General features: G+C 66.3%; 20 protein-coding genes. 6 read left to right on the top strand and 14 right to left on the bottom strand.

Translation table 11 applies throughout. The features are described 5' to 3' along the window. Nucleotides 1-213: 213 nt before the first annotated feature. Nucleotides 214-1,224, top strand: coding sequence for an Rv2578c family radical SAM protein (locus AC4ELS_RS24020; protein ID WP_499049600.1), 1,011 nt, complete (start codon nt 214-216; stop codon nt 1,222-1,224). 216 nt (nt 1,225-1,440) lie between these two features. On the opposite strand, the gene AC4ELS_RS24015 is transcribed toward AC4ELS_RS24020, so the two are convergent. From AC4ELS_RS24015 to AC4ELS_RS24000, 4 genes are all read right to left on the bottom strand, one after another. Continuing rightward, entirely contained in the window at nt 1,441-2,715 is a 1,275-nt protein-coding gene (locus AC4ELS_RS24015; protein WP_499049598.1) for an acyl-CoA dehydrogenase family protein, read from the bottom strand. Further along, nucleotides 2,712-3,872 (bottom strand): acyl-CoA dehydrogenase family protein, encoded by a 1,161-nt coding sequence (locus AC4ELS_RS24010; RefSeq protein ID WP_499049596.1) that lies wholly within the window; start codon nt 3,870-3,872, stop codon nt 2,712-2,714. Before AC4ELS_RS24010 ends, AC4ELS_RS24015 begins: the two co-directional genes overlap by 4 nt. 37 nt (nt 3,873-3,909) lie before the next feature. Beyond that, nucleotides 3,910-5,139 (bottom strand): amidohydrolase family protein, encoded by a 1,230-nt coding sequence (locus tag AC4ELS_RS24005; RefSeq protein ID WP_064885359.1) that lies wholly within the window; start codon nt 5,137-5,139, stop codon nt 3,910-3,912. A gap of 112 nt (nt 5,140-5,251) precedes the next feature. Then, the gene (locus AC4ELS_RS24000; protein ID WP_064960731.1) at nt 5,252-5,890 is read right to left on the bottom strand and encodes a TetR/AcrR family transcriptional regulator; all 639 of its coding nucleotides are present in this window, start codon (nt 5,888-5,890) and stop codon (nt 5,252-5,254) included. A 91-nt stretch (nt 5,891-5,981) separates the two neighbouring features. On the opposite strand from AC4ELS_RS24000, the gene AC4ELS_RS23995 reads away from it, so the two are divergent. Beyond that, on the top strand, nt 5,982-6,815 hold the full coding sequence (locus tag AC4ELS_RS23995; protein WP_064885363.1) for an LLM class flavin-dependent oxidoreductase: 834 nt from the start codon (nt 5,982-5,984) through the stop codon (nt 6,813-6,815). A gap of 14 nt (nt 6,816-6,829) precedes the next feature. Further along, a complete protein-coding gene (locus AC4ELS_RS23990; RefSeq protein ID WP_064885364.1) occupies nt 6,830-7,729 on the top strand; it encodes an acyl-CoA thioesterase in 900 nt (299 codons plus the stop codon). 76 nt (nt 7,730-7,805) lie between these two features. Here AC4ELS_RS23990 and AC4ELS_RS23985 read toward each other — a convergent pair whose 3' ends face one another. From AC4ELS_RS23985 to ypfJ, 8 genes are all read right to left on the bottom strand, one after another. Then, entirely contained in the window at nt 7,806-8,627 is an 822-nt protein-coding gene (locus AC4ELS_RS23985; RefSeq protein WP_498884284.1) for a mycofactocin-coupled SDR family oxidoreductase, read from the bottom strand. Then, nucleotides 8,624-10,183, bottom strand: coding sequence for a flavin-containing monooxygenase (locus AC4ELS_RS23980; RefSeq protein ID WP_499049594.1), 1,560 nt, complete (start codon nt 10,181-10,183; stop codon nt 8,624-8,626). The genes AC4ELS_RS23985 and AC4ELS_RS23980 overlap by 4 nt, the downstream gene beginning before the upstream one ends. Further along, nucleotides 10,180-10,770, bottom strand: a complete 591-nt coding sequence (locus tag AC4ELS_RS23975) for a TetR/AcrR family transcriptional regulator (protein ID WP_064885369.1) — start codon at nt 10,768-10,770, stop codon at nt 10,180-10,182. The genes AC4ELS_RS23980 and AC4ELS_RS23975 overlap by 4 nt, the downstream gene beginning before the upstream one ends. Nucleotides 10,771-10,802: 32 nt before the next feature. After that, complete coding sequence (locus AC4ELS_RS23970; protein ID WP_499049591.1) at nt 10,803-11,249, bottom strand: SRPBCC family protein; 447 nt, start codon at nt 11,247-11,249, stop codon at nt 10,803-10,805. Next, entirely contained in the window at nt 11,249-12,130 is an 882-nt protein-coding gene (locus AC4ELS_RS23965; protein WP_499049679.1) for an RNA polymerase sigma-70 factor, read from the bottom strand. Before AC4ELS_RS23965 ends, AC4ELS_RS23970 begins: the two co-directional genes overlap by 1 nt. A gap of 83 nt (nt 12,131-12,213) precedes the next feature. Then, entirely contained in the window at nt 12,214-12,738 is a 525-nt protein-coding gene (locus AC4ELS_RS23960; RefSeq protein WP_499049589.1) for a DinB family protein, read from the bottom strand. A gap of 21 nt (nt 12,739-12,759) precedes the next feature. Next, nucleotides 12,760-14,394 carry a DUF885 domain-containing protein gene (locus AC4ELS_RS23955; protein WP_499049587.1) on the bottom strand — a complete coding sequence of 545 codons (1,635 nt, stop codon included), beginning with the start codon at nt 14,392-14,394 and terminating at the stop codon, nt 12,760-12,762. Continuing rightward, nucleotides 14,387-15,280 carry a KPN_02809 family neutral zinc metallopeptidase gene (gene ypfJ, locus AC4ELS_RS23950; RefSeq protein ID WP_064885379.1) on the bottom strand — a complete coding sequence of 298 codons (894 nt, stop codon included), beginning with the start codon at nt 15,278-15,280 and terminating at the stop codon, nt 14,387-14,389. The genes AC4ELS_RS23955 and ypfJ overlap by 8 nt, the downstream gene beginning before the upstream one ends. Before the next feature lie 74 nt (nt 15,281-15,354). On the opposite strand from ypfJ, the gene AC4ELS_RS23945 reads away from it, so the two are divergent. Then, nucleotides 15,355-16,830, top strand: coding sequence for a carboxylesterase/lipase family protein (locus AC4ELS_RS23945; protein WP_499049585.1), 1,476 nt, complete (start codon nt 15,355-15,357; stop codon nt 16,828-16,830). Nucleotides 16,831-16,834: 4 nt separating this feature from the next. Here AC4ELS_RS23945 and AC4ELS_RS23940 read toward each other — a convergent pair whose 3' ends face one another. Further along, nucleotides 16,835-17,338 (bottom strand): SRPBCC family protein, encoded by a 504-nt coding sequence (locus tag AC4ELS_RS23940; RefSeq protein WP_064960741.1) that lies wholly within the window; start codon nt 17,336-17,338, stop codon nt 16,835-16,837. A 36-nt stretch (nt 17,339-17,374) separates the two neighbouring features. Then, nucleotides 17,375-18,271 (bottom strand): oxidoreductase, encoded by an 897-nt coding sequence (locus AC4ELS_RS23935; RefSeq protein ID WP_499049677.1) that lies wholly within the window; start codon nt 18,269-18,271, stop codon nt 17,375-17,377. 119 nt (nt 18,272-18,390) lie between these two features. Here AC4ELS_RS23935 and aspS point away from each other — a divergent pair, with 119 nt between their 5' ends. Together aspS and AC4ELS_RS23925 are read left to right on the top strand one after the other, a co-directional pair. Beyond that, on the top strand, nt 18,391-20,190 hold the full coding sequence (aspS, locus tag AC4ELS_RS23930) for an aspartate--tRNA ligase (protein ID WP_498884275.1): 1,800 nt from the start codon (nt 18,391-18,393) through the stop codon (nt 20,188-20,190). A gap of 84 nt (nt 20,191-20,274) precedes the next feature. Further along, nucleotides 20,275-20,736 carry a nitroreductase family deazaflavin-dependent oxidoreductase gene (locus AC4ELS_RS23925; protein WP_448446543.1) on the top strand — a complete coding sequence of 154 codons (462 nt, stop codon included), beginning with the start codon at nt 20,275-20,277 and terminating at the stop codon, nt 20,734-20,736. The last annotated feature ends 10 nt before the right edge of the window (nt 20,737-20,746 follow it).

Here is a 20,746-nt window from a genome sequence, read left to right as displayed (position 1 = left end):
CCGATCCGATGGGCAATTGACTGGGCAAGCGCCCACGGCGCGCGCCGATGCCGTACCCGAAACCGCGGCATCGGCGCACCCAGTCCTATCTGTGGGCGTCCGTTCGGTGCGCCGCAGCCGCGATGGCGCGAGCGAGATCTGTCGGCGCCTCAATGTGCGAGACGCGCGTGGAATTACCTTGACAACCACATCGAACAATTGTTCGATGATGGTATGCGGTGGGACGGTCAGGCGGTGCGTGCTGACGACGGGGCGCTGCCCGGTCTGCAGCGGCTCGGTTTCGTCCGCAGCGTGCGTACGCCGCAGTTCGAGGGCATCACGTTTCACGAGGTGCTGTGCAAATCAGCGCTGAACAAAGTGCCGGCAGCGTCGATGTTGCCCTTCCGGTACACGGTCAACGGCTACCGCGGCTGTAGCCACGCCTGCCGGTACTGCTTTGCCCGTCCGACCCATGAGTATCTCGAGTTCGACAGCGGCACGGACTTCGACACTCAGGTCGTGGTGAAGACCAACGTCGCCGAGGTGTTGGCCCGCGAGTTGCGGCGCCGGTCCTGGACGCGCGAGACCGTTGCGCTCGGTACCAACACCGATCCCTACCAGCGCGCCGAAGGCAGATACGCCTTGATGCCGGGAATCATTGCGGCGCTGTCGGATTCGGCTACCCCGTTCTCCATCCTCACCAAGGGCACGCTGCTTCGTCGTGATCTGCCGCAGATCGCCGAGGCATCGCGTCGCGTCGACGTGAGCGTGGCGGTGTCGCTGGCGGTCGGCGATCCGGAGCTGCACCGCACGGTCGAACCCGGAACCCCGTCGCCCGAAGCGCGGTTGGGTCTCATCGCGGCGATACGCGACGCCGGGCTGCGGTGTCATGTGATGGTTGCGCCGGTGCTGCCATATCTCACCGATTCGGCTGAGCAACTCGACGACCTGCTGGGTCGTATCGCTGCGGCCGGGGCAAGCAGCGTGACCGTGTTCGGTCTGCATCTGCGGGGGACGACCCGCGGTTGGTTCATGTCCTGGCTGCAGCATGAACGTCCCGAACTGATTGCCGATTATCAGCGGTTGTACCGGCGCGGAGCGTATCTGCCGCCCGACTACCGCGACATGCTTCGGGCCCGGGTGCGGCCACTGGTCGCCCGGCACGGTCTGACGGGCCCGGCGCCCGCCGCGCGCGTCGGGCCGGTACACGAAGCCCCGGCACCGACCCAACCGGCTCTCTTCTAGTGGGCGAGGCCGCGAACGAAGTCGGCGACCGCTACGCCGATCCCGTCCGCCCAGTCCTCTTGAACGAAATTCATACCGAAGAAGGTCATTTCGGTCTGATTCGGCCAAGCCCGGGCGAACTCACATACGCGACCGCGCCGATGGCGCCCGGCTCGGCGTCGACGAACAACTTCGGAACCCTGCGTCGTGTGATGCCCGCTGTACGCCGCGACGCAGTCAGCTCTTGTTGCGTTTGACCTCATTGAACGGCACGCCGCGGTCGGCCGCGAGCTCACGGGGGAAGCCGAGGATCCGCTCGCCGATGACATTGCGCGCCATCTCCGAACTGCCGCCGCCCAGTGACCCGGTCTGCCGGGACAGGTAGCGCACTCCGATCTCCATCAGCCCGGCCAACTCCGGGGCGTCCTCAGAACCCTCGTCGACGACGCCGGCCGTACCGGCGATGGCCAGCGCGGTGTCCACCTCGAGTTCGGTGGTCTCGGCATGGAACAGCCGGATCAACGTCCCCGCATTCGGTGGCAGCGAACCGTTTCCGATCGCCTTGCCGACGTGATCGATCAGCTGCTTCTTGACCATGCGCCGCACGAGCGCACGACCCGCCAGGTCCTGCACCCGGGCGTCGTCGCCCTGCCCGGTGGCCTCGGCCAGCCCGACGTGGTCCGGCGGCATCTCGTTCGCGTTCTCGGCCCCGGTCCCACTGGCGAACTCCGAACCGCCACCGACTGCCCGACGCTCATGGTGCAGCTGACGCGAGGCGACGGTCCACCCGTCGTTGACGTCGCCCACCACGGCGTCAGCGGGCAGCTCGAGATTGTCGAAGAACTCCTCGCAGAATTCCTCGTTGCCGTTCACTTCGGTGATGCGGCGCATGGTGATGCCCGGCGCGTTGAGCGGCACCAGGAACATGGTCAGACCTTCGTGTTTGGGCACGGTCCAGTCGGTGCGGGCCAGCATCAACCCGTAGTCGGCGGCAAAAGCGCTGGTGCTCCAGGTCTTGGCGCCGTTGATGATCCAGGTGTCGCCCTTGAGCTCGGCTCGGGTGATCACACCGGCGAGATCCGATCCGCCACTGGGCTCGGACAGCAGCTGGCACAGGACCTCGTCGCCTCGGATAGCGGCCGAGATGCGCTCACGTTTCTGGTCTTCGCTGCCCATGTCGAGAATGGTTGCGCCGCAGATGGTGAACGACGGCGTGTTGAGGATCAACGGCATCTCGTAGTTCCGGCATTCGTCGTTGAATGCCTTCTGGTACGCGTAATCCAGGCCAAGGCCGCCGTACTCGCTCGGGAAGCAGATGCCGGCGAAGCCGCCTTCGTAGAGGCGCTTCTGCAGTTCCTTTGCCCGCTCCCAGGATTCGTTCTCGGCGCGTACCGCGAACGGCGGGTTGTCTGGGTTGATGGGCGGCATGTTCTCGGCCAGCCAGGTCCGGGCGCGCAGTGCGAACTGTTCGACGGACTCTGTTGTTGCTGCGGTGCTCACGGTGTCGGTCATGCCCCGATCTCCTCGGCTGCGCGGGTCTTGCGGCTCAACGCGTACACGGCGCGGTGGTGGTCTTCGGGTGATCCGTAGAGCGCCCGGTAGAGCGCGACCCGCCGCAGGAACAGGTGCAGGTCGTGCTCCCAGGTCACCCCGATGCCGCCGTGTAACTGCACGCAGTCCTGCAGCATCACCGGTGCCCGTTCGGCCACATAGGCTTTCGCGACGCTGACGAGTTTCGGTGCTTCCTGTGAGCGTTCGGCCACTGCCGCCACGGCTCCGATGGTGGTGGCGCGCGCTGCTTCGAACCACATCTTCATGTCGGCGGCGCGATGTTTGAGAGCTTGATACGACGCGAGTGGACGGCCGAAGCTGTGCCGGTCGCTGAGCCACTGATTGGTCATCGTGAGTACCGCGTCGAGGATTCCGACGATCTCGGCGCACTGCAGCACCAGGGCGACCTGACGCTGGCGTTCGATGATCGCCGGGGTCTCCTCGGCGGTCCCCACCACGGCGGACTCGTCGACCTCTACGCCATCGAATTGCACTCGGGCATAACGCTTGACCAGGTCCACCGATTTCTGGGGGCTGACGGTAACGCCGGTGGCGTCGGTCGGCACGACGAACTGCCGGATCTGGCCGTCGCAGACGGCAACCACCAGGACCGTGCCGGCCTGGTCGCCAGCTTCGACGCGGTCCTTGACGCCGTCGATGCGGTAGCCCGCGTCGGTACGGGTGGCCGTGGTGCCGACCCCGGTGACGGACTGCAGGGCTCCGAATGGCCGCTTGGGTTCGTAGGCCGCCCACGATGCCACGGTCTCGCCGGCAACCAGTGATTCGATGAGTTCCTCGTGCCCGTCCGGTGATTCGACGAGGCCGGCCAGCACGATACTGACCGGATGCAGCGGACCGGGGGCCACGGTGTGGCCGGCCTGCTCGGCAAGCAGCGCCAGGTCGGTCACACCGTCTCCGGACGGACTCCCGCCGCCCAGCTCCTCGGGTACGAGCAGGCTGGCCCAACCCAATTCGGCTGCGCGTCCCCACCATCCGGTGTCGAAGGCGTTGCCCTCGGCATGGAGTTCACGCACGCGGCTCAGCGGCACCTCCTTCTCGAGGAAGGCCTGTGCGGTGGAGGTGAACAGCATCTGTTCGGGATTTGCCACATCTGTCATGTAGTCGCCCAGCTTCGTAGGGGTGGAGGGGACTGGATCAGTTCAGTACGAGTGCGGGAACATCGGGTCGGTACACCTTCTTGTTCTCGACCTTGAACAGGTCGACCAGGTTGCCGCCCATGACCTTTCGGACGCCCTCGTCGTCGAGGCCGTGTGCCACCAGATCATCGACGAGGTTGATCGGATCGGCCAGTCCCTCGGGGTGCGGCCAGTCCGATCCGAAGATGATGCGGTCGATGCCGCACAGGTCGGCCATCTTCTTGAAGTCGTCCTCCCAGAACGGGGCGACGTACACGCAGCGCTTGAACGCCTCGATCGGATCCTCGGGGAACTCCTGCGGCATCTTCGAGTAGACGTCCTTGAACTGGTAGAACAGGTACGGCACCCACGAGGCGCCGTTTTCCACCGACAGGATTCGCAGGTCCGGGTTGCGGGTCAGTGCGCCGTGGCAGACCAGCGCGGCCATGGTGTCCTCGATCGGACGCTTGCCCATCGCCACCATCCGGAACGATGTCGGCTTGAACGGGAGGAACTCGTCGGCGGGCTCCCAGTCGTTGAGGTACTGCGCGTACCCGCTGTCCGAAGCGTGCATGCACACCGGGATGCCCGCTTTCACGCAGGCGTCCCAGAACGGGTCGAACTCCGGAAGGCCCATCGAGCGGGTACCGCGGTAACCGGGTACCGGCGCCGGGCGGACCAGCACGGTCTTCGCCCCGCGTTCCAGGCACCACTCAAGCTCTTCGAGGGCACGGTCCACGACGCCGAGATTGATGACCGGGGTGGAGAAGATGCGGTCGGAGTAGTTGAATTGCCAAGTCTCGTACATCCATTCGTTGAGCGCATGGATGATGTCGAGGATCAGATCCGGATCGTCCTTCAGCCGTTCCTCGACCAGGCTGGCCAATGTCGGGAACATGATCGTGTAGTCCAGGCCGAGGCTGTCCAGAACCTCAAGGCGCGCTTCCGGATTGCGGAATGCCGGGATCGCCTTCATCGGCTTGCCCATCACCTCGCGGTAGCTCTTGCCTCCGCTGCCGTGCCGGAAGTACTCCTCCTGGGCACCCGGCCGCGCGACGACCTCGAACGTGGGGTTCGGGATGTAGTCGCTGATCTGGTTGCGCACCACGATCTTCGTACGGCCGCGCACATCGATGTAGTCGATGACGCCCTTGCGATTGTCGGGCAGGAACTGGGTGAGCGCCTCTTTGGGCTCATAGAAGTGGTTGTCGGCGTCGAACACCGGGTAGGGAAGCTCGCGTGAGGGCATGTTCGCCTCCTGAAAGAGTGTGATTTCCGAAACTGGTAATGACGTTACCACGGGATGAGCAGGGTCGACGAGCCCATTCGGGCGATCGCTCAATTGATCGGAAAGCTGCTGGTCAGACGGGGCGCTGAAGGGTCAGGAGACCGCGCACGCAGAACTCGTAGATGTGCTCCCCGTCGATCGGCGCGCCATTGAGTTCGACTCCCAGTGAACGCAGCCGCATCGCACCCAGGACCGACTGCATGATCAGGGCGGCGGTGCTCTGGACGTCGATGTCGGACCGGAACACCCCCGAATCCATTCCGCGCCGCAGGATGTCGCCGATGAGCTCGTGCAGTGGTGCCAGCACCCGCGCGTATTCGCGCGGTAGCGACTCGGCGAGATGGTCGTTGTAGAAGGTCAGGCCGCGGTTGATGCTGTCCTGGGTGCTCGACGACGCCGGGATGGTGATGCGCTCGATCAACGACCGGAGTGCTTCGGGGCCGGCGAGCCCGTCGGTATCGGCGCGCCAGCGCTGCGTGGACTCGGCCATGATCTTGTCGATGAGTGCCAGTAGAAGCTCATCCTTGGTGGAAAAATGCTGGTAGAAGGATCGCAAGGAGGTCTTGGAGCGTTCCACCACCTCCAGGACCGTGAAGTCGGTGCGTCCGGTTTCGCCCAGGATTGCCAACGCCGATTTCATGAACCTGCGGGCCCGGTCTGCTTGTGCCTCGGCGCGCGCGCCTTCGGGTGGTCGTCCGGCCGGCCTAGCCATTGCGCCATCACCTCCGTCATGCTGCACTTGCGAGAATGACGTTACCGTTTCTGTAGAAGCAATAGGCGGCTTGTGATTATGTGTTGCAGCGATGAGTGAGTGGTTCCTGTTCCTGCCCCAGGTCCGGCTGGCCGTCGACGACGTCGTTGAACGTGCCCAGGTGGCCGAGGCCAGTGGCTTCGACGGCATTGCCTTCATCGACCATCTGGAGGCACCCGGTGCCACTCACCAAAACATCTGGGAGGCAATGACCGTCGCGACGTGGGTGGCGGCGCGCACCGAGCGGCTGCGGATCGGCCACCTGGTGTTGTGCGATGCGTTCCGTCATCCGTCGGTGTTGGCCAAGCAGGCCGTCACTCTTTCCGAGGCCAGTGGCGGGCGCTTCGAACTGGGCCTCGGATCCGGGTCCTGGCCCCAGGAGTTCGAGCGGTTCGGCATCGAGAGCGGCGACGCGGCAGCACGGGTACGCAGGCTCGGCGAGAATTTGGATCTGCTGCACCAGTATTGGGGCGACGGTGAGCGTGGGCAGGTCCCGCGTCCGTCCCATCCAATTCCGTTGGTGCTGGGCGGAACCGGCAAGCGCATGATGGAACTGGTGCGGGCCCACGCCGACTGGTGGAACATTCCGTCGCATCAGCTCGATCGGCTGCCCGCGTTGCTGCCGACAGTGGGCTCGGCACGAGCCTCCCTGCAACAGATGGTCGGCTTCGTCGGCCGCGACGCCGATCGCACGGCAGTCACCGAACGTAGCACCCGACTGTTCGGGCACCTCGGCGACGGCTTGGTGTGCGGCAACGCCGCTGAACTCACCGCCCACTTCGCAGAGCTGTCCGCGCAGGGCGTCGAACGCTTCTACGTGTGGTTCGCCGATTTTGCCGCACCCCAAACCATTTCGGAATTCGCCGAGACAGTCATCAACGCGTGAAAAGAGAGGAAGTCATGACCGCAGAATCCGAGGCACCCCAAGAGGCCGAACCGACCCAGTGGACACTGCAGATGCTGCTGGACCTGTTCGATGCCGAACCCACGGGGGAGAACCGTTTCACCGTCCAGACCGGCATCGCCGGTGTCGACGAGCGTCAGGTGGTCGAAGGCACCCAGATCGTGGGCGCCGCGATCGTCGCGGCGGCGAAACGCTTTCCGGACAAGTCGGTGCGGTCGGCTCACGCGGTGTTCGCCCGGGCTGTGATGGTGGGCCCACCGGTCGAGCTCGACGTCGATGTGATCAGCGAAGGCCGGTCGACAGCTACCGCGGTGATCGCGGCGTCACAGAACGGCAAGCGCTGCATCACCATCACGGTGTTCACCGATGTGCCCTCCGGCGACGTGATCCGGCATCACCTGCCGCGGCCCGAGGTCGCTGGCCCGGCGGACTCGAATGTTTCGCACATGCCGATGATCGGACGGGAACTGCGTGTGGTCGACGTTGTCGACGTCAACAGCCCCGACGAGGTCGGACCGCCCGAGCTGTACGCCTGGCTGCGCTACGATCCGGTGCCGGCCCGAGACGATCTGGCCAAGGCGCTGATCGCATATTTCACGGGGCACCTGGGCATTTCGACCACGATGCGAGCGCATGAGGGCATCGGTACCGCGCAGGCCCACCTCACTGTCTCGACCGCGCCGATGACGGTCACGGTGAGTTTCCACGAGCCGGTCCGGTGGGACGGGTGGCTGCTCTACAGCCACGAGAGCACCCAGGTGGGTTCGGGTATGTCGTATGTGCGCGGCGCGGTGCACACCGAGGAAGGTGAACTGATCGCCTCTTTCAGCCAGGACGCTTTGATCCGTCCGCTGCGCACCACCGACACCAACATCTCCGAGCACTCGCGGCTGTAGTTTCTTGCGCGAGCAGACGCGTAGGCACCCCGAAATGTGCTTGCAAGGGTACCTACGCGTCTGCTCGGCAGGAGAACTAGATCTTCAGATACCCCTTGTCTGCCGGGATCTGAGCGGCGGTGACCAACGACGACGCATCGCTGGCGAGCCACAGCACGATGTCCGAGATGTTGTCGGGCGGGGCGAGTGAATCCGTCGGCAGGGCCCCGGGGGAGAAGCTGTGGATGTAGTTCGGATGGTCGGCGAACATCTGATACATCGACAGGTCGTTACCCATCGGGGTGTCCGTGCCGTACGGGTGGATCGAGTTCACTCGGATTCCGAACTCACCGAGCTCGACCGCCAGTGAATTGGTGAGCCCGACGACACCGAACTTGCTTGCGCAGTAGTGGCCGCACCCGGGCACCGCCTTGATGCCTGCCGCTGAGCTGACCGCGATGATCGAACCGCCGTTGCCTGCCTCGATCATGGGCGGCACCACCGCCTGGACCGTGTTGAACACCCCGGTGAGGTTGATATCGATGATCTCCTGCCACTGCTGCGCCGGAATCTCCCACAGCCGGCCCCAATTGAGCACACCGGCGTTGGCCACGACGATGTCGAGCCGGCCGAATTGTTCGACCGCATCGGCCACCAGCCGCTTCTGGCCCTCGGCATCCCGCACGTCGACCTCCCGGGCCAGGATCTTGCGCCCCTCGCCCTCGACGAGGGCCACGGTCTCGGCGAGGTCCTCCGGAGTGGCTGCGGCGTAACCGTTCTGGGCGGCGACGGGTGCGCAGGCGTCGAGCGCGACGATGTCGGCTCCGGCTCGGGCCAGTCGCACGCAGTGCGAACGGCCCTGGCCGCGCGCGGCGCCGGTGACATAGGCGACCCGCCCGGCCAGTGAAAGATCAGTCATGCGGGTTGCTCCTCGGGTAGTGCGGTGACGCGGATATTGGTGAATTGGTAGTCGGACAGCGGGGAGTGACGGGCGAACTGTCGGGATCCGGTGATCGTCTGCGGCCGGTAATACGGAGTCTCGTACTGGGAGTTGACGAAATAGCTGTTCAGGCCCGACGTAGCGGTGTAGTACACGTGTGCGACCCGGCCGTCGCGACGCATCCGCTCATTCCACAGGTTGAACGCGTCCTGGCTGACGGTGGCGACCTGTGCACCGCGGCGGCGGGTCTCGTGGATGATCCGCACGGCGTGGGCGGCCACGGTCTCGACATAGTCCAGCCAGGCGAATCCGACGAAGCCGAGCGGGCCGACGATCTCCCAGCGGTTGGGCAGTCGTGGGTGGGCTGTCCCGGCGTAGCTCTGCAAACCGTGCGCGCGGTAGTACTGGGCGAGATCGAAACCGTTGGGGCCGACGATGGTGTCTGGCCGGTAGGTCTCCGGATCGATCCACAGTTCGTAGCCGGTGGCCAGCACCAGCAGGTCGGCCGGATGATCGACGCCGTCGGTGGTGCGGATTCCGGTCGCGGTGATCCGTTCGATCGGCGTGGTGATCAGGTTGGTGCGGGGGTTGTTCAGTGCCGGCAGGAATGCGCTGGAGATCACCGGCCGTTTGGCCAGGATGCCATAGCGCGGTACCAGTTTTCGGCGGGTGGCCGCGTCGTCGACGACGGCGCGCAGCAGCAACCGGTACAGCATCCGGGACCAGCCGTCGTACAGCGGCATCAGGCGGCGTAGCCAGTTGTCCGGCAGTCGGGAGAAGACGTGGACGATGGGTGCCACCATGAAGATGTCCATCGCCAGCCGACCGACTGTGTTCACCGCTGGAACGACGCCGGGTAAGCGCATCAGTCGGCGCATCCACGGAGCGAAGTCGAAGTCGACTTTCGGTAGTACCCATGCGGGGGTGCGTTGGTAGACATCGAGATTGGCGGCTTCCGCGGACAGTGCGGCGGTGATCTGGACGCCGGAGGAACCGGTGCCGATCACGGCGATGCGCTTGCCCTTGGTGTCGTAGGTGTCGTCCCAGGCGTTGGGGCGCAGGGCCGTCCCGGTGAAGTCGTCGACACCCTCGATGTCGACCTTGGTCTTGGCATTGACGTACCCGCCGACCGAGCTGACCACGAAACGTGCCGTCACCGGTTCCCCGCCGCGGATCTGCAATCGCCACAGGCCGTGTTCGTCGTCCCACTGCTGGCGGATCACCTCGGAGTCGGGCCGCAGGTGTTCATAGAGTCCGAGACCGGCCGCCGTGTCCTGCAGGTAACGGTGAATTTCCGGGCCGGGTGCGAAGAACCTGCTCCAGTTCGGGTTGGGAGCGAACGACAGTTGGTACCACAGGGTGGGGATGTCGACGGCGAGACCCGGGTAGTGGTTGTCGCGCCAGGTTCCGCCGAAGTCGTCACCGCGTTCGATGATGACGAAGTCGTGGATACCTTTCTGGCGCAAGAGGTGTGCCGTCGCGATGCCGCCGGGGCCGGCGCCGATGATCGCCACCTCGTAATCTGGCTCGGTCATTTCTGCCTTCCGGTCAGGCCGACGACGATGTGGTCGGACACGAATCGTTTGACCGCACGTGGACTGTCGAGGTTCACGCCGATCGGTGGGAGAAGTTCGAAGCTCAGCAACAGGCGCACGATCCATTCGCCGGCCCGTGCCGGGGTGACGCCTGGACCGACCTCCCCGCGTTCCCGGGCCGCCTGCACGGCCGGCTTCCACAGTTCGATCGAGCGTCGCATCAGATCGTCACCGGTGTTGCGTAGCAGTAGCACCAGGATGCTCTCGTTGATGCCGCGCGGCGCGACGGAATCCGACTGCTGCCGGTGCGCGCAGATGACGACCGCGGCTGCAGCTACCTGATCCGCGAGCGTGTCGTGACGGTCCACCTCGGCGGCAATGGTCTCGATGAACGCGCCCGCCAGGTGGTCGAGCCCGATTCTGATCGCGTTGTCGCGACTGCCCAGCGCGTTATGGACGGTACCGCGGGAGACACCCGCATGTTCAGCGACTGCGGTGAGACTGAATTGCCTTGGGCCCAAAAGTCTGAGCGTCGCAGCGGTGGCGGTGAGCAGGGCGGGTGACACCGCTCGGCCCGTATCGCGCATTTGAACAGATTAGCGAAATCTGTTCAATGTGGTCAGAGTTTGGCCAGATCCGTCGCGGCGGCGTCCAGCACGTCGTTGAACACCCTGGTCAGCATCGGACGGCCGACCCGACGAGTCAGAGTTCCGCCGATGAGTGGGAACTTCACCCGAAACGTCGTGGTCCACACGACGCGGGTGCCGCCATCCACCGCGGTGAAGCTCACCCGTCCATGCCGGTGCTCCGAGGGAGGGAAGCTGCGTTCGACCGCGTAGTCGAAGGAGTGCGGCGCGTCGTAACCGGTGATGCGTTCTCGGAACCAGCCGATCGCCCAGACCAGGATGCGTACCGCTCCTTGTCCATAGGGGGCTTGCCGGCCAGGTTCGGCCAGCCGCTGCCGAAGTACCAACGGAGAACGCGTGAAATTGGCTGCGTTGCTCATGAACTCGAACACCTCATCCTGCGGTGCTCCGATAAAACGTTCGACGGTGACGGTCTGCATCAGTTCTCCTGCTGTCTGGTCAGGCTGCGGGTGGTGGCGGTGTCGCGGAGCTTGTCGGGATTGCGCATCGCGTAGAGCGCGGTGATGAGTCCGCCGGTCAGCTCGATGAGCAGGATCGAATCCAGCACTCCGTCCCGGAGGAACGACACGGCGGGCATCGAGTTGTATCTTCCGAACGAGATGTCGAACTCGGCCATCGCGCCCTGGGCAAGCCCCGCCATGAATTGTGCGACGCGGTGTGGCCCGACGACCGGCCGGCGGGCCGCCGATACCTTTCCGCCGCCGTCGGACAGCGCCACGATGTCGGGGGCCATCACCGCGACAAGGCCATCGATGTCACCGGTGTGTGCGGCCCGCAGGAACCTGGTGACAGTAGTCCGTGCCAGCTGTTTGTCCGGCGTGAAGCGTCGTCGTCGGGCGTGTACGTGTTCGCGTGCGCGGTGGGCGATTTGGCGCACCGCGGTATCGGACTTGCCCACCACGGGCGCGATCTCGGGATAGCTGTAGCCGAACACCTCGTGCAAGACGAAGACCACGCGTTCGTCGGGGCTGAGTGTCTCCAGGACCAGCAGCATTGCCATGGATACGGACTCGGCGAGGACGGCGTCCTCGCTCACGTCGGACTCGGTCTGGATCGGCTCGGGTAGCCAGTTGCCGACGTAGTCCTCACGTCGGCGCTTGCTGGCGCGCAGTGCATTGAGCGCCTGCCGCGTCACGACCTGCACGAGATATGCGTGCGGATGCGTCACGTCGGCCGCCGCGATCCAGCGCAGGTAGCTTTCCTGCACCACATCTTCGGCGTCTGCGGCGCTACCCAGAATCTCGTAGGCCAGCGTGAAGAGCAGCGGGCGGTAGCCGGCGAATACCTCGGTGTCGTTCAGATGATCCCCCTGTGCCGTTGGTCGTCACACTCTCAGACACCGCTGGGGCTCCGAACCGTGACAGCCTTCGGCTGTGAACCACATCACATCCCGGCGACGTCGTACGCGTGGTGGACGATGTCATGCAAGTGGTAGATCGCGATCGTCGCGATGGTGAACTCGCTGCCATTGCTGCGCAACCCGCGGCGCGACCACGCGTCGGCCGGCACCCGGTCATAGGTGTCGGCGACAACCCCGGCCGCCTCGTACAGCTCGGTCGCGACCACCCCGGGATCCTGCGACCCGTAGTCGTCGGCGATGGCGGTGGCGTCCTGATCCCAGTTCGGGAACCGGGGATCGTGCTCGGTCAACATCAACTGGACCCGATGCTCGAAGATCCGGTGCACGTCGCGGATGTGGCAGCCGTACTCCAGGATTGACCAGCGGTCCGGACGGGCCCGCACATCGACCCCGGTGCCGTGCAGTCGGGGTACCCACAGTGCGGCATCGTCGCGGATCATGCCGGCCACCGCGCTGTGTTGGACCGAAGCCGGGTCGAACCCGCACTCTGTGCACACGCGAGACAGCACCCAGGTCCAGTCCTTGGTGTCGGGTTCGAGGGATTCCATACCACCCAGTGTTGTCGCCGGTCAGCCGGCTGACAACGCCGATCTGAGGACATCGAGCGGCAATCCGCCCAGATCGAGAGCGCGGCTGTGGAATTCCCGCAGAGATGCTCCGCGGCGCAGGGCGTCGTCGCGCAGTTCGTGCCAGATTCGTTGGCCGATGGCGTACGACGGAGCCTGGCCCGGCCAGCCGAGGTAGCGGTCGAGCTCGAAGCGCAGGTTCTCCTCGGCCATGGCCGAATGCGAGGTCAGGAAGTTCCATGCCCGCTCGGCATCCCACACCTCGCCGTCGGGAGCCGTGAGGCCGCAGTGAACGCCGATGTCGAGCACCACTCGGGCCGCTCGGAACCGTTGGGCGTCAAGCATTCCCATGCGGTCGCCGGCATCGTCGAGCCAGCCCAGCTCGGCCATCAGCCGCTCGGCGTACAACGCCCAGCCCTCACCGTGGCCCGACACCCAGCAGCCCAGCCGGCGCCACCTGTTGAGCCGGTCGGCCAGCGCCACCGCGCGGCCGATCTGCAGATGATGGCCGGGAACACCTTCATGGAACACCGTGGTGGTTTCCTGCCAGGTGTGGAACCGCTCGACGCCGGGTGGAACCGACCACCACATGCGTCCGGGCCGAGACCAGTCCTCGGAGGGCCCGGTGTAGTAGATTCCGCCGGTCTGGGTCGGCGCGATCCGGCACTCCAGCGTGCGAAGCGGCCCGTCGATGTCGAAGTGGGTGCCGGCCAGAGACTCCACCGCACGGTCGGACAAGTCCTGCATCCAGGCCTGCAGCGCATCGGTACCGGTGATGACGTAGCGCGGTTCGTCGTCCAGCCGGCGCAGGGTCTCGGCCACGGTGGCCCCGGGGTAGAGCTGCTGAGCGATCGATTCCTGTTCGGCGACAACGGCATCGAGCAGGCCCAAGCCCCATTCGTAGGCCTCGTCGAGATCGACGGCGGTACCCAGGAACTGCCGTGACATCAGCCGGTAGGTGTCGCGCCCGCAGGCATCGGACTGGCGCGCACGCGGGGCGATGTCCTCCCGCAACACGTCGCCCAGTCGTCGGTAGGCGTCGGCCGCGGCTTCGGAGCGCCGCTTTAGCTGCGCCTGTAGTTGCCGGTTCTCCGGTGCCGCTCCGGCGACCATCTCGGCGAACAGCTGGGCGATCTGCCGGGCCTGGGTGACTCCTCGGGTGACCTGGCGCAGGGCCGGTCCGTGACTGCTGCCGGCCGCGGCGCGTAGGGCGTCCGCGTAGCCGGCGACACGTTCGGGCACCTTCGCCAATCGCGCGGCGATCAGCGCCCAGTCGTCCTCGGTGTCGGTGGCCATCAGGTCGAATACGTCGCGCATGGTTTGCAGCGGTGAGGCGATGACGTTGAGCTCGCCCAGGTCCAGGCCGGCATCGTGAACGTCGACCGCCGCGCCGAGGCGCTCGCGCAACGCGGCCACGGTGACCACGTCGACATCATCGGCAGGCTCCAGCCCGTCGAGTTCCCGCAGCGTTGCGCGGGCAGCTTCGGCGCGGGCTGCCACTCCCTCTGGGGAGTAGTCGGTCACCTCATTGTCGTGGCCGGTGATGCCGAGTTCCGTTGCGGCGCAAGGATCAAGCCGCGCATAGGCATCGAGGTAGCGCTCGGCTACCGCGTCGACGGCAGTGGCGGCCCTAGCCAAGGTTGTTCGCGGCGAAGGTGTCGCACTTGTTCGGATCGCCGGTCTGGTAGCCGATGGTGAACCACTTCTGCCGCTGCTCGGAGGAACCGTGGGTCCACGCTTCGGGGTTGACCCGGCCGGTGGCCTGCTTCTGGATGCGATCGTCGCCCACCGAGGAGGCCGCCGACAGGGCGTCGGTGATGTCCTTGTCGCTCAGTGGCTGCAGGAACGGGACGTCGGTGCCCTCCTGCCGGGTGATCGACGCGTAATGCGCCCAGACGCCGGCGTAGCAGTCGGCCTGCAGTTCGGTGCGCACGCCCGCACCGGTGGCGCCCTCGGGGTCCCGCTGGGCCCGGCCGAGAACGCCGAGCAGGTCCTGCACGTGGTGGCCGAACTCGTGGGCGACGACGTACTCCTGTGCGAGGGGCCCTCCGCTGGAACCGAACTGATCGACGAGCACCTGGAAGAAGTCGGTGTCGAAGTACGCCGTCTTGTCGACGGGGCAGTAGAACGGGCCGACGTCGCTGGTGGCCGGGCCACACCCGGTCTGGACCTGCCCCTTGAACAGTCGGACGTGCGGACGGGTGTATCCCTTGAGCAGCTGGGACCACACGCCGTCGACGGAGTTGCCGGTGGCGACCACCCGGCATTCGACCTTGCTGTTGGCGTCGGCGCCGGTCTTGCACTGGCTGAGGTCGAAACCCTCACCGCCCGCGCTGCTGGTGTCCATCGGCTGCTGCTGTTGCGGCATGACGGTGCCGGGGTCGACGCCCAGGAACATCGCGAGCACAACGATCAACAGACCGCCGAGACCTCCACCGATCGCGATGCCACGGCCGGGGCCGCGGCCACCGCCGGAACTGGAGGTGGTGCTCGTGTCGATCTGCATACCCTCGTTGAAGGTCATCCCGTCACTCCATCGCATTCGCCGGTAGGTGCGTGCTCAACAGCCCGTTAAGCTTTTCACACTACGATTCAGACGTGTCCGTCGTTGCGGAACATTCGACCATTGCCCACACCTCGCTGGGGCGGCTACGCGGTACCCGTGAAGGCGGGGTCAGTGTGTGGCGAGGTGTCGAGTACGCCCAGCAGCCCATCGGCGCACTGCGTTTCTTGGCACCGCGGCCGGTGGTGCCCTGGACCGGAGTGCGTGACGCCGTCGAGCACGGCCCGTTGCCGCCACAAGGCCGGTCGTTCGTCGGGGGAGGCCGAGACGACCCCAAGGTGCGTGACGAGGCTTGCCTGACCGTCACCGTCTGGTCCCCGGACACGGGCGGCTCGTTGCCGGTGATGGTGTGGATCCCCGGCGGGGCCTTCGTCTACGGTGCGGGCCAGCTGCAGCTGTACAACGGCTCGCGGCTGGCCGAGAACGGCAACGTGGTGGTCGTCAACGTCACGTATCGACTCGGCGTGTTCGGGGGATTCGAGCTCGGCGATCTGGGTGAGGGATTCGACGACAACCTGTGTCTGCGGGACCAGATCGCCGCACTGCAATGGGTGCGCGACAACATCGCCGCATTCGGCGGCGATCCCCGGCAGGTGACGGTGTTCGGTGAATCGGCCGGTGCCACATCGGTGTTGGCACTGCTGGCCAGCCCGGCGGCCGACGGGTTGTTCGACCGGGCGATTGCGCAGAGTCCGGCGTTGCCGTTGGTCGCCGACCGGGAAGACCGGGCCCGTCAGTCGCGCCGCTTCATGCAACTGCTCGGGGTGGGGGCCGAGCAGCTCAAGGTGCTGCCACAGCGGCAACTGCGCCGGGCCGCGGGGCAACTGCAGCTCGAGAGTGCCCAGCAGACACCGACGTTGGCCTACGGGCTGACCCACGGTGTCGATCTGCTGCCGTTGCATCCGACCGAGGCGGCGCGCGCGGGTGCGGTGTCCGCGGTGCCGTTGATCATCGGCACCAACAGCCACGAGGCGTCGATGTTCGCCTGGGGTAAGCCGCCGATGCTGCCGACCACCCTGGCCGGGGTCGAGGACTATCTGCGGCGCCACGGTCCGGATGACCGCGATCGGGTGCTGGCCGCCTATCCCGATTTTCCGCGCCGCCGGGCGCTGATCGCCTTTGGCTCCGACGTCATGTTCGGTGCACCCACCTGGGCGTTCGCCGATGCTTACAGTGCACATGCGCCCACTCACGTGTACCGGTTCGACCACACCACGTGGACGCTCAAGGTGCTGGGACTTGGCGCCACCCACGGCAGCGAGATCGTGCACATCCAACACAGCTACGGGTCATATCTGGGACGCAAGCTGCACCCGTTGGGTCGCCGGGTACAGCCGTCGGTCGGTCGGCGAATGCAACGTACCTGGCTGGACTTCGCCCGGGCCGAGATCGCTGACTGGCCGGAATACGACACCGACCGCCGGTTGACCCGGGTGATCCGGTCCACGCGTGACGAGACCGTGGCCGATCCCGACGCGGTGCGACGCCAGGTGTGGGACGAGCTTGGTTAGCGGCCTACTTGCCGTAGCGCTCGTCGGTATACCGGCGGAGGTTGTGCAGGAACCGCTGGAACAACCATGCCATCACGGGCTGTCCGAGCGTCATCCCGAGTCGGCCGGCCAGTCCGCTGGGTTTCATGGCCATCACCCAGGTCAGGTGGCAGCCGTCCCCGGTCTCCACGACGCGGTAGTCCTCGGCGAAGGCCGATATCGCGTTCGAGGTGCTGGTGTTGAACCGGAAAGCCATGTGGGAGAAGGGTTCCCAGGCCAGGAACTCCTCGTCACCGGTGATGTGCCCGCGCATCGTGACGGTGCGGGTGGTGCCCACGCCGCGGGGTTCTGGGCTGGTCCATTCCACATTGGTGATCACCGTGGCCCAGTGCGGCCACGAGGTCGCGTCGCTGAGCACCTCGAACAGTTGCTCTGGAGTGATGGCGAGGTCGACGGTGCTGACGAAGCGGAACGGCGCACGGTCGATGAAATCCAACTCGACGCGTTCGCACTGGTAGGTCCGGGCCATGGGTAGACACCCTAGGGGAGAGTGTCTAGTGGTGGGTCAGCCCGGCCCGTCGCCGGCCGCCGCCAGCAGCGGGACCACCACGTCACTGATCGGTGTGGGCAGGCCGTGGGCGGCCGCCTTGCGGACGATGACGCCGTTGCGGACATCCCACTCCAGCGGTCGGCCGGCCTGGTGGTCGGTCAGCATCGAGGTGGTCAGGTCCTCGGGCGCTGCGGCCAACATGAAGACGATCTCGCCGACCACCTCGTCACCCAGGTCGGCGCCGTCCGCGCGGGCAACCGCCAGGCACTCGGACAGATAGCGCCGCGCCAGCGCGGCCACATCGTCACGGCGGAACATGCCCGCTCGCCGGTCGGACAGCACCATGAACCCGACCACGGCGTTGACCAGCAGCTTGCGCCAGGTGGCGCTACGGAAATCAGGATCCAGTTCGGCGGTGATCGCGGTGCCGTCCAGTGCGTCGGCCACGATCGTCGCCGCCGGGGTGTCGGGCAGTACCAGCCGGGCCTCGCTGCGCAGGCGCACCCAGCCGTCGGGCTGCATCTCCGAGGAGATCCACACCGCCGCCGGCACGACGTGCGCCTCGTCGGTGTGCGGGCCGACGGCGCTGACCCGCTCGACCTGCTCGACGCCGTTCTGCAGCGCGCACACCACGGTCTTCTCGTCGCACAGCCGGTCCAGCCACGCCCCCGCCTGCGCGTTCTGGGTGTCCTTTACGGCAAGAAAGACCACGTCGAGCGGGCCTTCCACGCTGTTGGGATCGGTGTGCACCGGCCCCGGTACCCGGATGGGTTCCCCCTCGTCGGGCCGGACTTCGACGCCGTCGCGCGGGGTGCGGCCACACAACAGAACCGACCGTCCGGCCGCGTGCAGGAGCGCCGCGATGGTCGATCCGATGGCGCCCGGGCCGATGACCGCGATGGGGGAGTTCAGTGCTTTCTGGCCTTCGCGCGAGCGCTCATCCACATCGCCACGTTAGCGCCGCCGGTCGACTCTCTAGACTGTTCACTCGTCACCACCAGTCTTTCTCGACTCAACACTCAGGAGTTTTCGTGCTGCGCAGTCATGCCGCCGGTTCGTTGCGGGCCACCGATGCCGGTCAGACCGTGACACTGGCGGGTTGGGTGGCGCGTCGCCGTGACCACGGCGGCGTCATCTTCATCGATCTGCGCGACGCGTCAGGGGTGTCGCAGGTGGTGTTCCGCGCGGGCGACGTGCTCTCCGCCGCCCACCGGTTGCGCGCCGAGTTCTGCATCGCCGTCACCGGCGTCGTCGAGGTACGTCCGGAGGGCAACGAAAACCCTGACATCCCGACCGGCAAGGTCGAGGTGAACGCCACCTCGCTGACCGTATTGTCCGAGAGCGCCCCGCTGCCATTCCAGCTCGACGAGACCGCCGGTGAGGAAGCCCGGCTCAAGTACCGCTACCTGGATCTGCGCCGCGAGGGCCCCGGTAACGCAATCCGCTTGCGCTCCAAGGTGAACGCCGCCGCTCGCAACGTGTTGGCCGAGCATGACTTCGTCGAGATCGAGACCCCGACGCTGACCCGCTCCACTCCGGAGGGCGCGCGCGACTTCCTGGTGCCCGCGCGGTTGCAGCCCGGCTCGTTCTACGCGCTGCCACAGAGCCCGCAGCTGTTCAAGCAGCTCCTCATGGTCGCGGGCATGGAGCGCTACTACCAGATCGCGCGCTGCTACCGAGACGAGGACTTCCGCGCCGACCGACAGCCGGAGTTCACCCAGCTGGACATGGAGCTCAGCTTCGTCGACGCCGACGATGTGATGGGAATCGCCGAGCAGGTCCTGCGGGCGGTCTGGTCGACCATCGGTTACGAACTGCCCCTGCCGTTGCCGCGGATCAGCTACGACGAGGCGATGCGCCGGTTCGGTTCCGACAAGCCGGACCTGCGGTTCGGCGTCGAACTCATCGAGTGCACCGAGTACTTCAAGGACACCCCGTTCCGGGTGTTCCAGGCCCCGTATGTGGGCGCGGTCGTGATGGAGGGCGGAGCGTCACAGCCGCGTCGCACCCTCGACGGCTGGCAGGAATTCGCCAAGCAGCGCGGCCACAAGGGCCTGGCCTATGTACTCGTGGGTGAGGACGGCACGCTGGGCGGTCCGGTGGCCAAGAATCTCACCGACGCCGAGCGCGACGGTCTGGCGGCCCACGTCGGTGCCAAGCCCGGTGACTGCGTGTTCTTCGCGGCGGGTCCGGCCCGCACGGCGCGCGCGCTGCTGGGGGCCACCCGCATCGAGATCGCCAAGCGCCTGGATCTGATCGACCCGGCCGCCTGGGCCTTCACCTGGGTGGTGGACTTCCCGATGTTCGAGCCGGCCGACGTGGCGACGGCCTCGGGCGACGTGGCCGTCGGTTCGGGTGCCTGGACGGCCGTGCATCACGCCTTCACGGCGCCGAAGGTCGAATCGGAGGACACCTTCGACACCGACCCCGGCAGCGCGCTGTCCGACGCTTACGACATCGTCTGCAACGGCAACGAGATCGGCGGCGGCTCGATCCGTATCCACCGGCGCGACATCCAGGAGCGGGTGTTCGCGATGATGGGCATCGACCATGCCGAGGCCCAGGACAAGTTCGGATTCCTGTTGGACGCCTTCGCCTTTGGCGCACCGCCGCACGGTGGCCTGGCCTTCGGCTGGGACCGCATCACCGCACTGCTGGCCGGGGTCGACTCGATTCGCGAGGTGATCGCGTTCCCCAAGTCCGGCGGCGGCGTCGACCCGTTGACCGACGCCCCGGCGCCCATCACCGCACAGCAGCGCAAGGAATCGGGGATCGACGCGAAGCCCGAGTCGAAGGCCAAGGCCGAGGACAAGCCGCAGGTGAAGGCCTAACCCCTCTCGGCTCTCTGCGCGCGGTTCACCACGGCGAAGTTCGAGTCTGGAATAGAAGGCCCCACCGGAGAAGCTGGAGAAGGCATGAGCGACATCGATCCGAACATCGACAAGACCGAACTGGTCGCCGACGTGGCGGCCCTCGACAACTTCAACCGCAACGTCGTCGAGGAATTCCGGGCCAATGACGGCAAGGTGGGCGGGCCCTTCGAGGGCGGCACGCTGCTGCTGTTGCACACCACGGGAGCCAAATCCGGGCAGCCCCGGCTGTCGCCGCTGGCGTATCTGGACATCGACGGCTCGATGCTGATCGTCGGTTCCTACGCCGGTGGGCCCAAGGACCCCGCATGGGTGCACAACCTGCGGGCCAACCCGCAGGCCCGGATCGAAATCGGTGCCGAGGCCTACGACGTGGTCTCACGCGAACTGCCCGACGACGAGCGCGACGCCGCCTACCCGAAGATCGTCGAGCGCGCCCCGGTGTTCGCCGAGTACCAGTCGAAGACCAGCCGGGCCATCCCGCTTTTCGAGCTGGTTCGCGCCTAATATCCTTGCG

It is taken from the genome of Mycobacterium shunyiense (assembly GCF_058270035.1).
The sequence above is the reverse complement of the archived record's forward strand: the minus strand, read 5'-3'. Positions and strand labels throughout refer to the sequence as shown.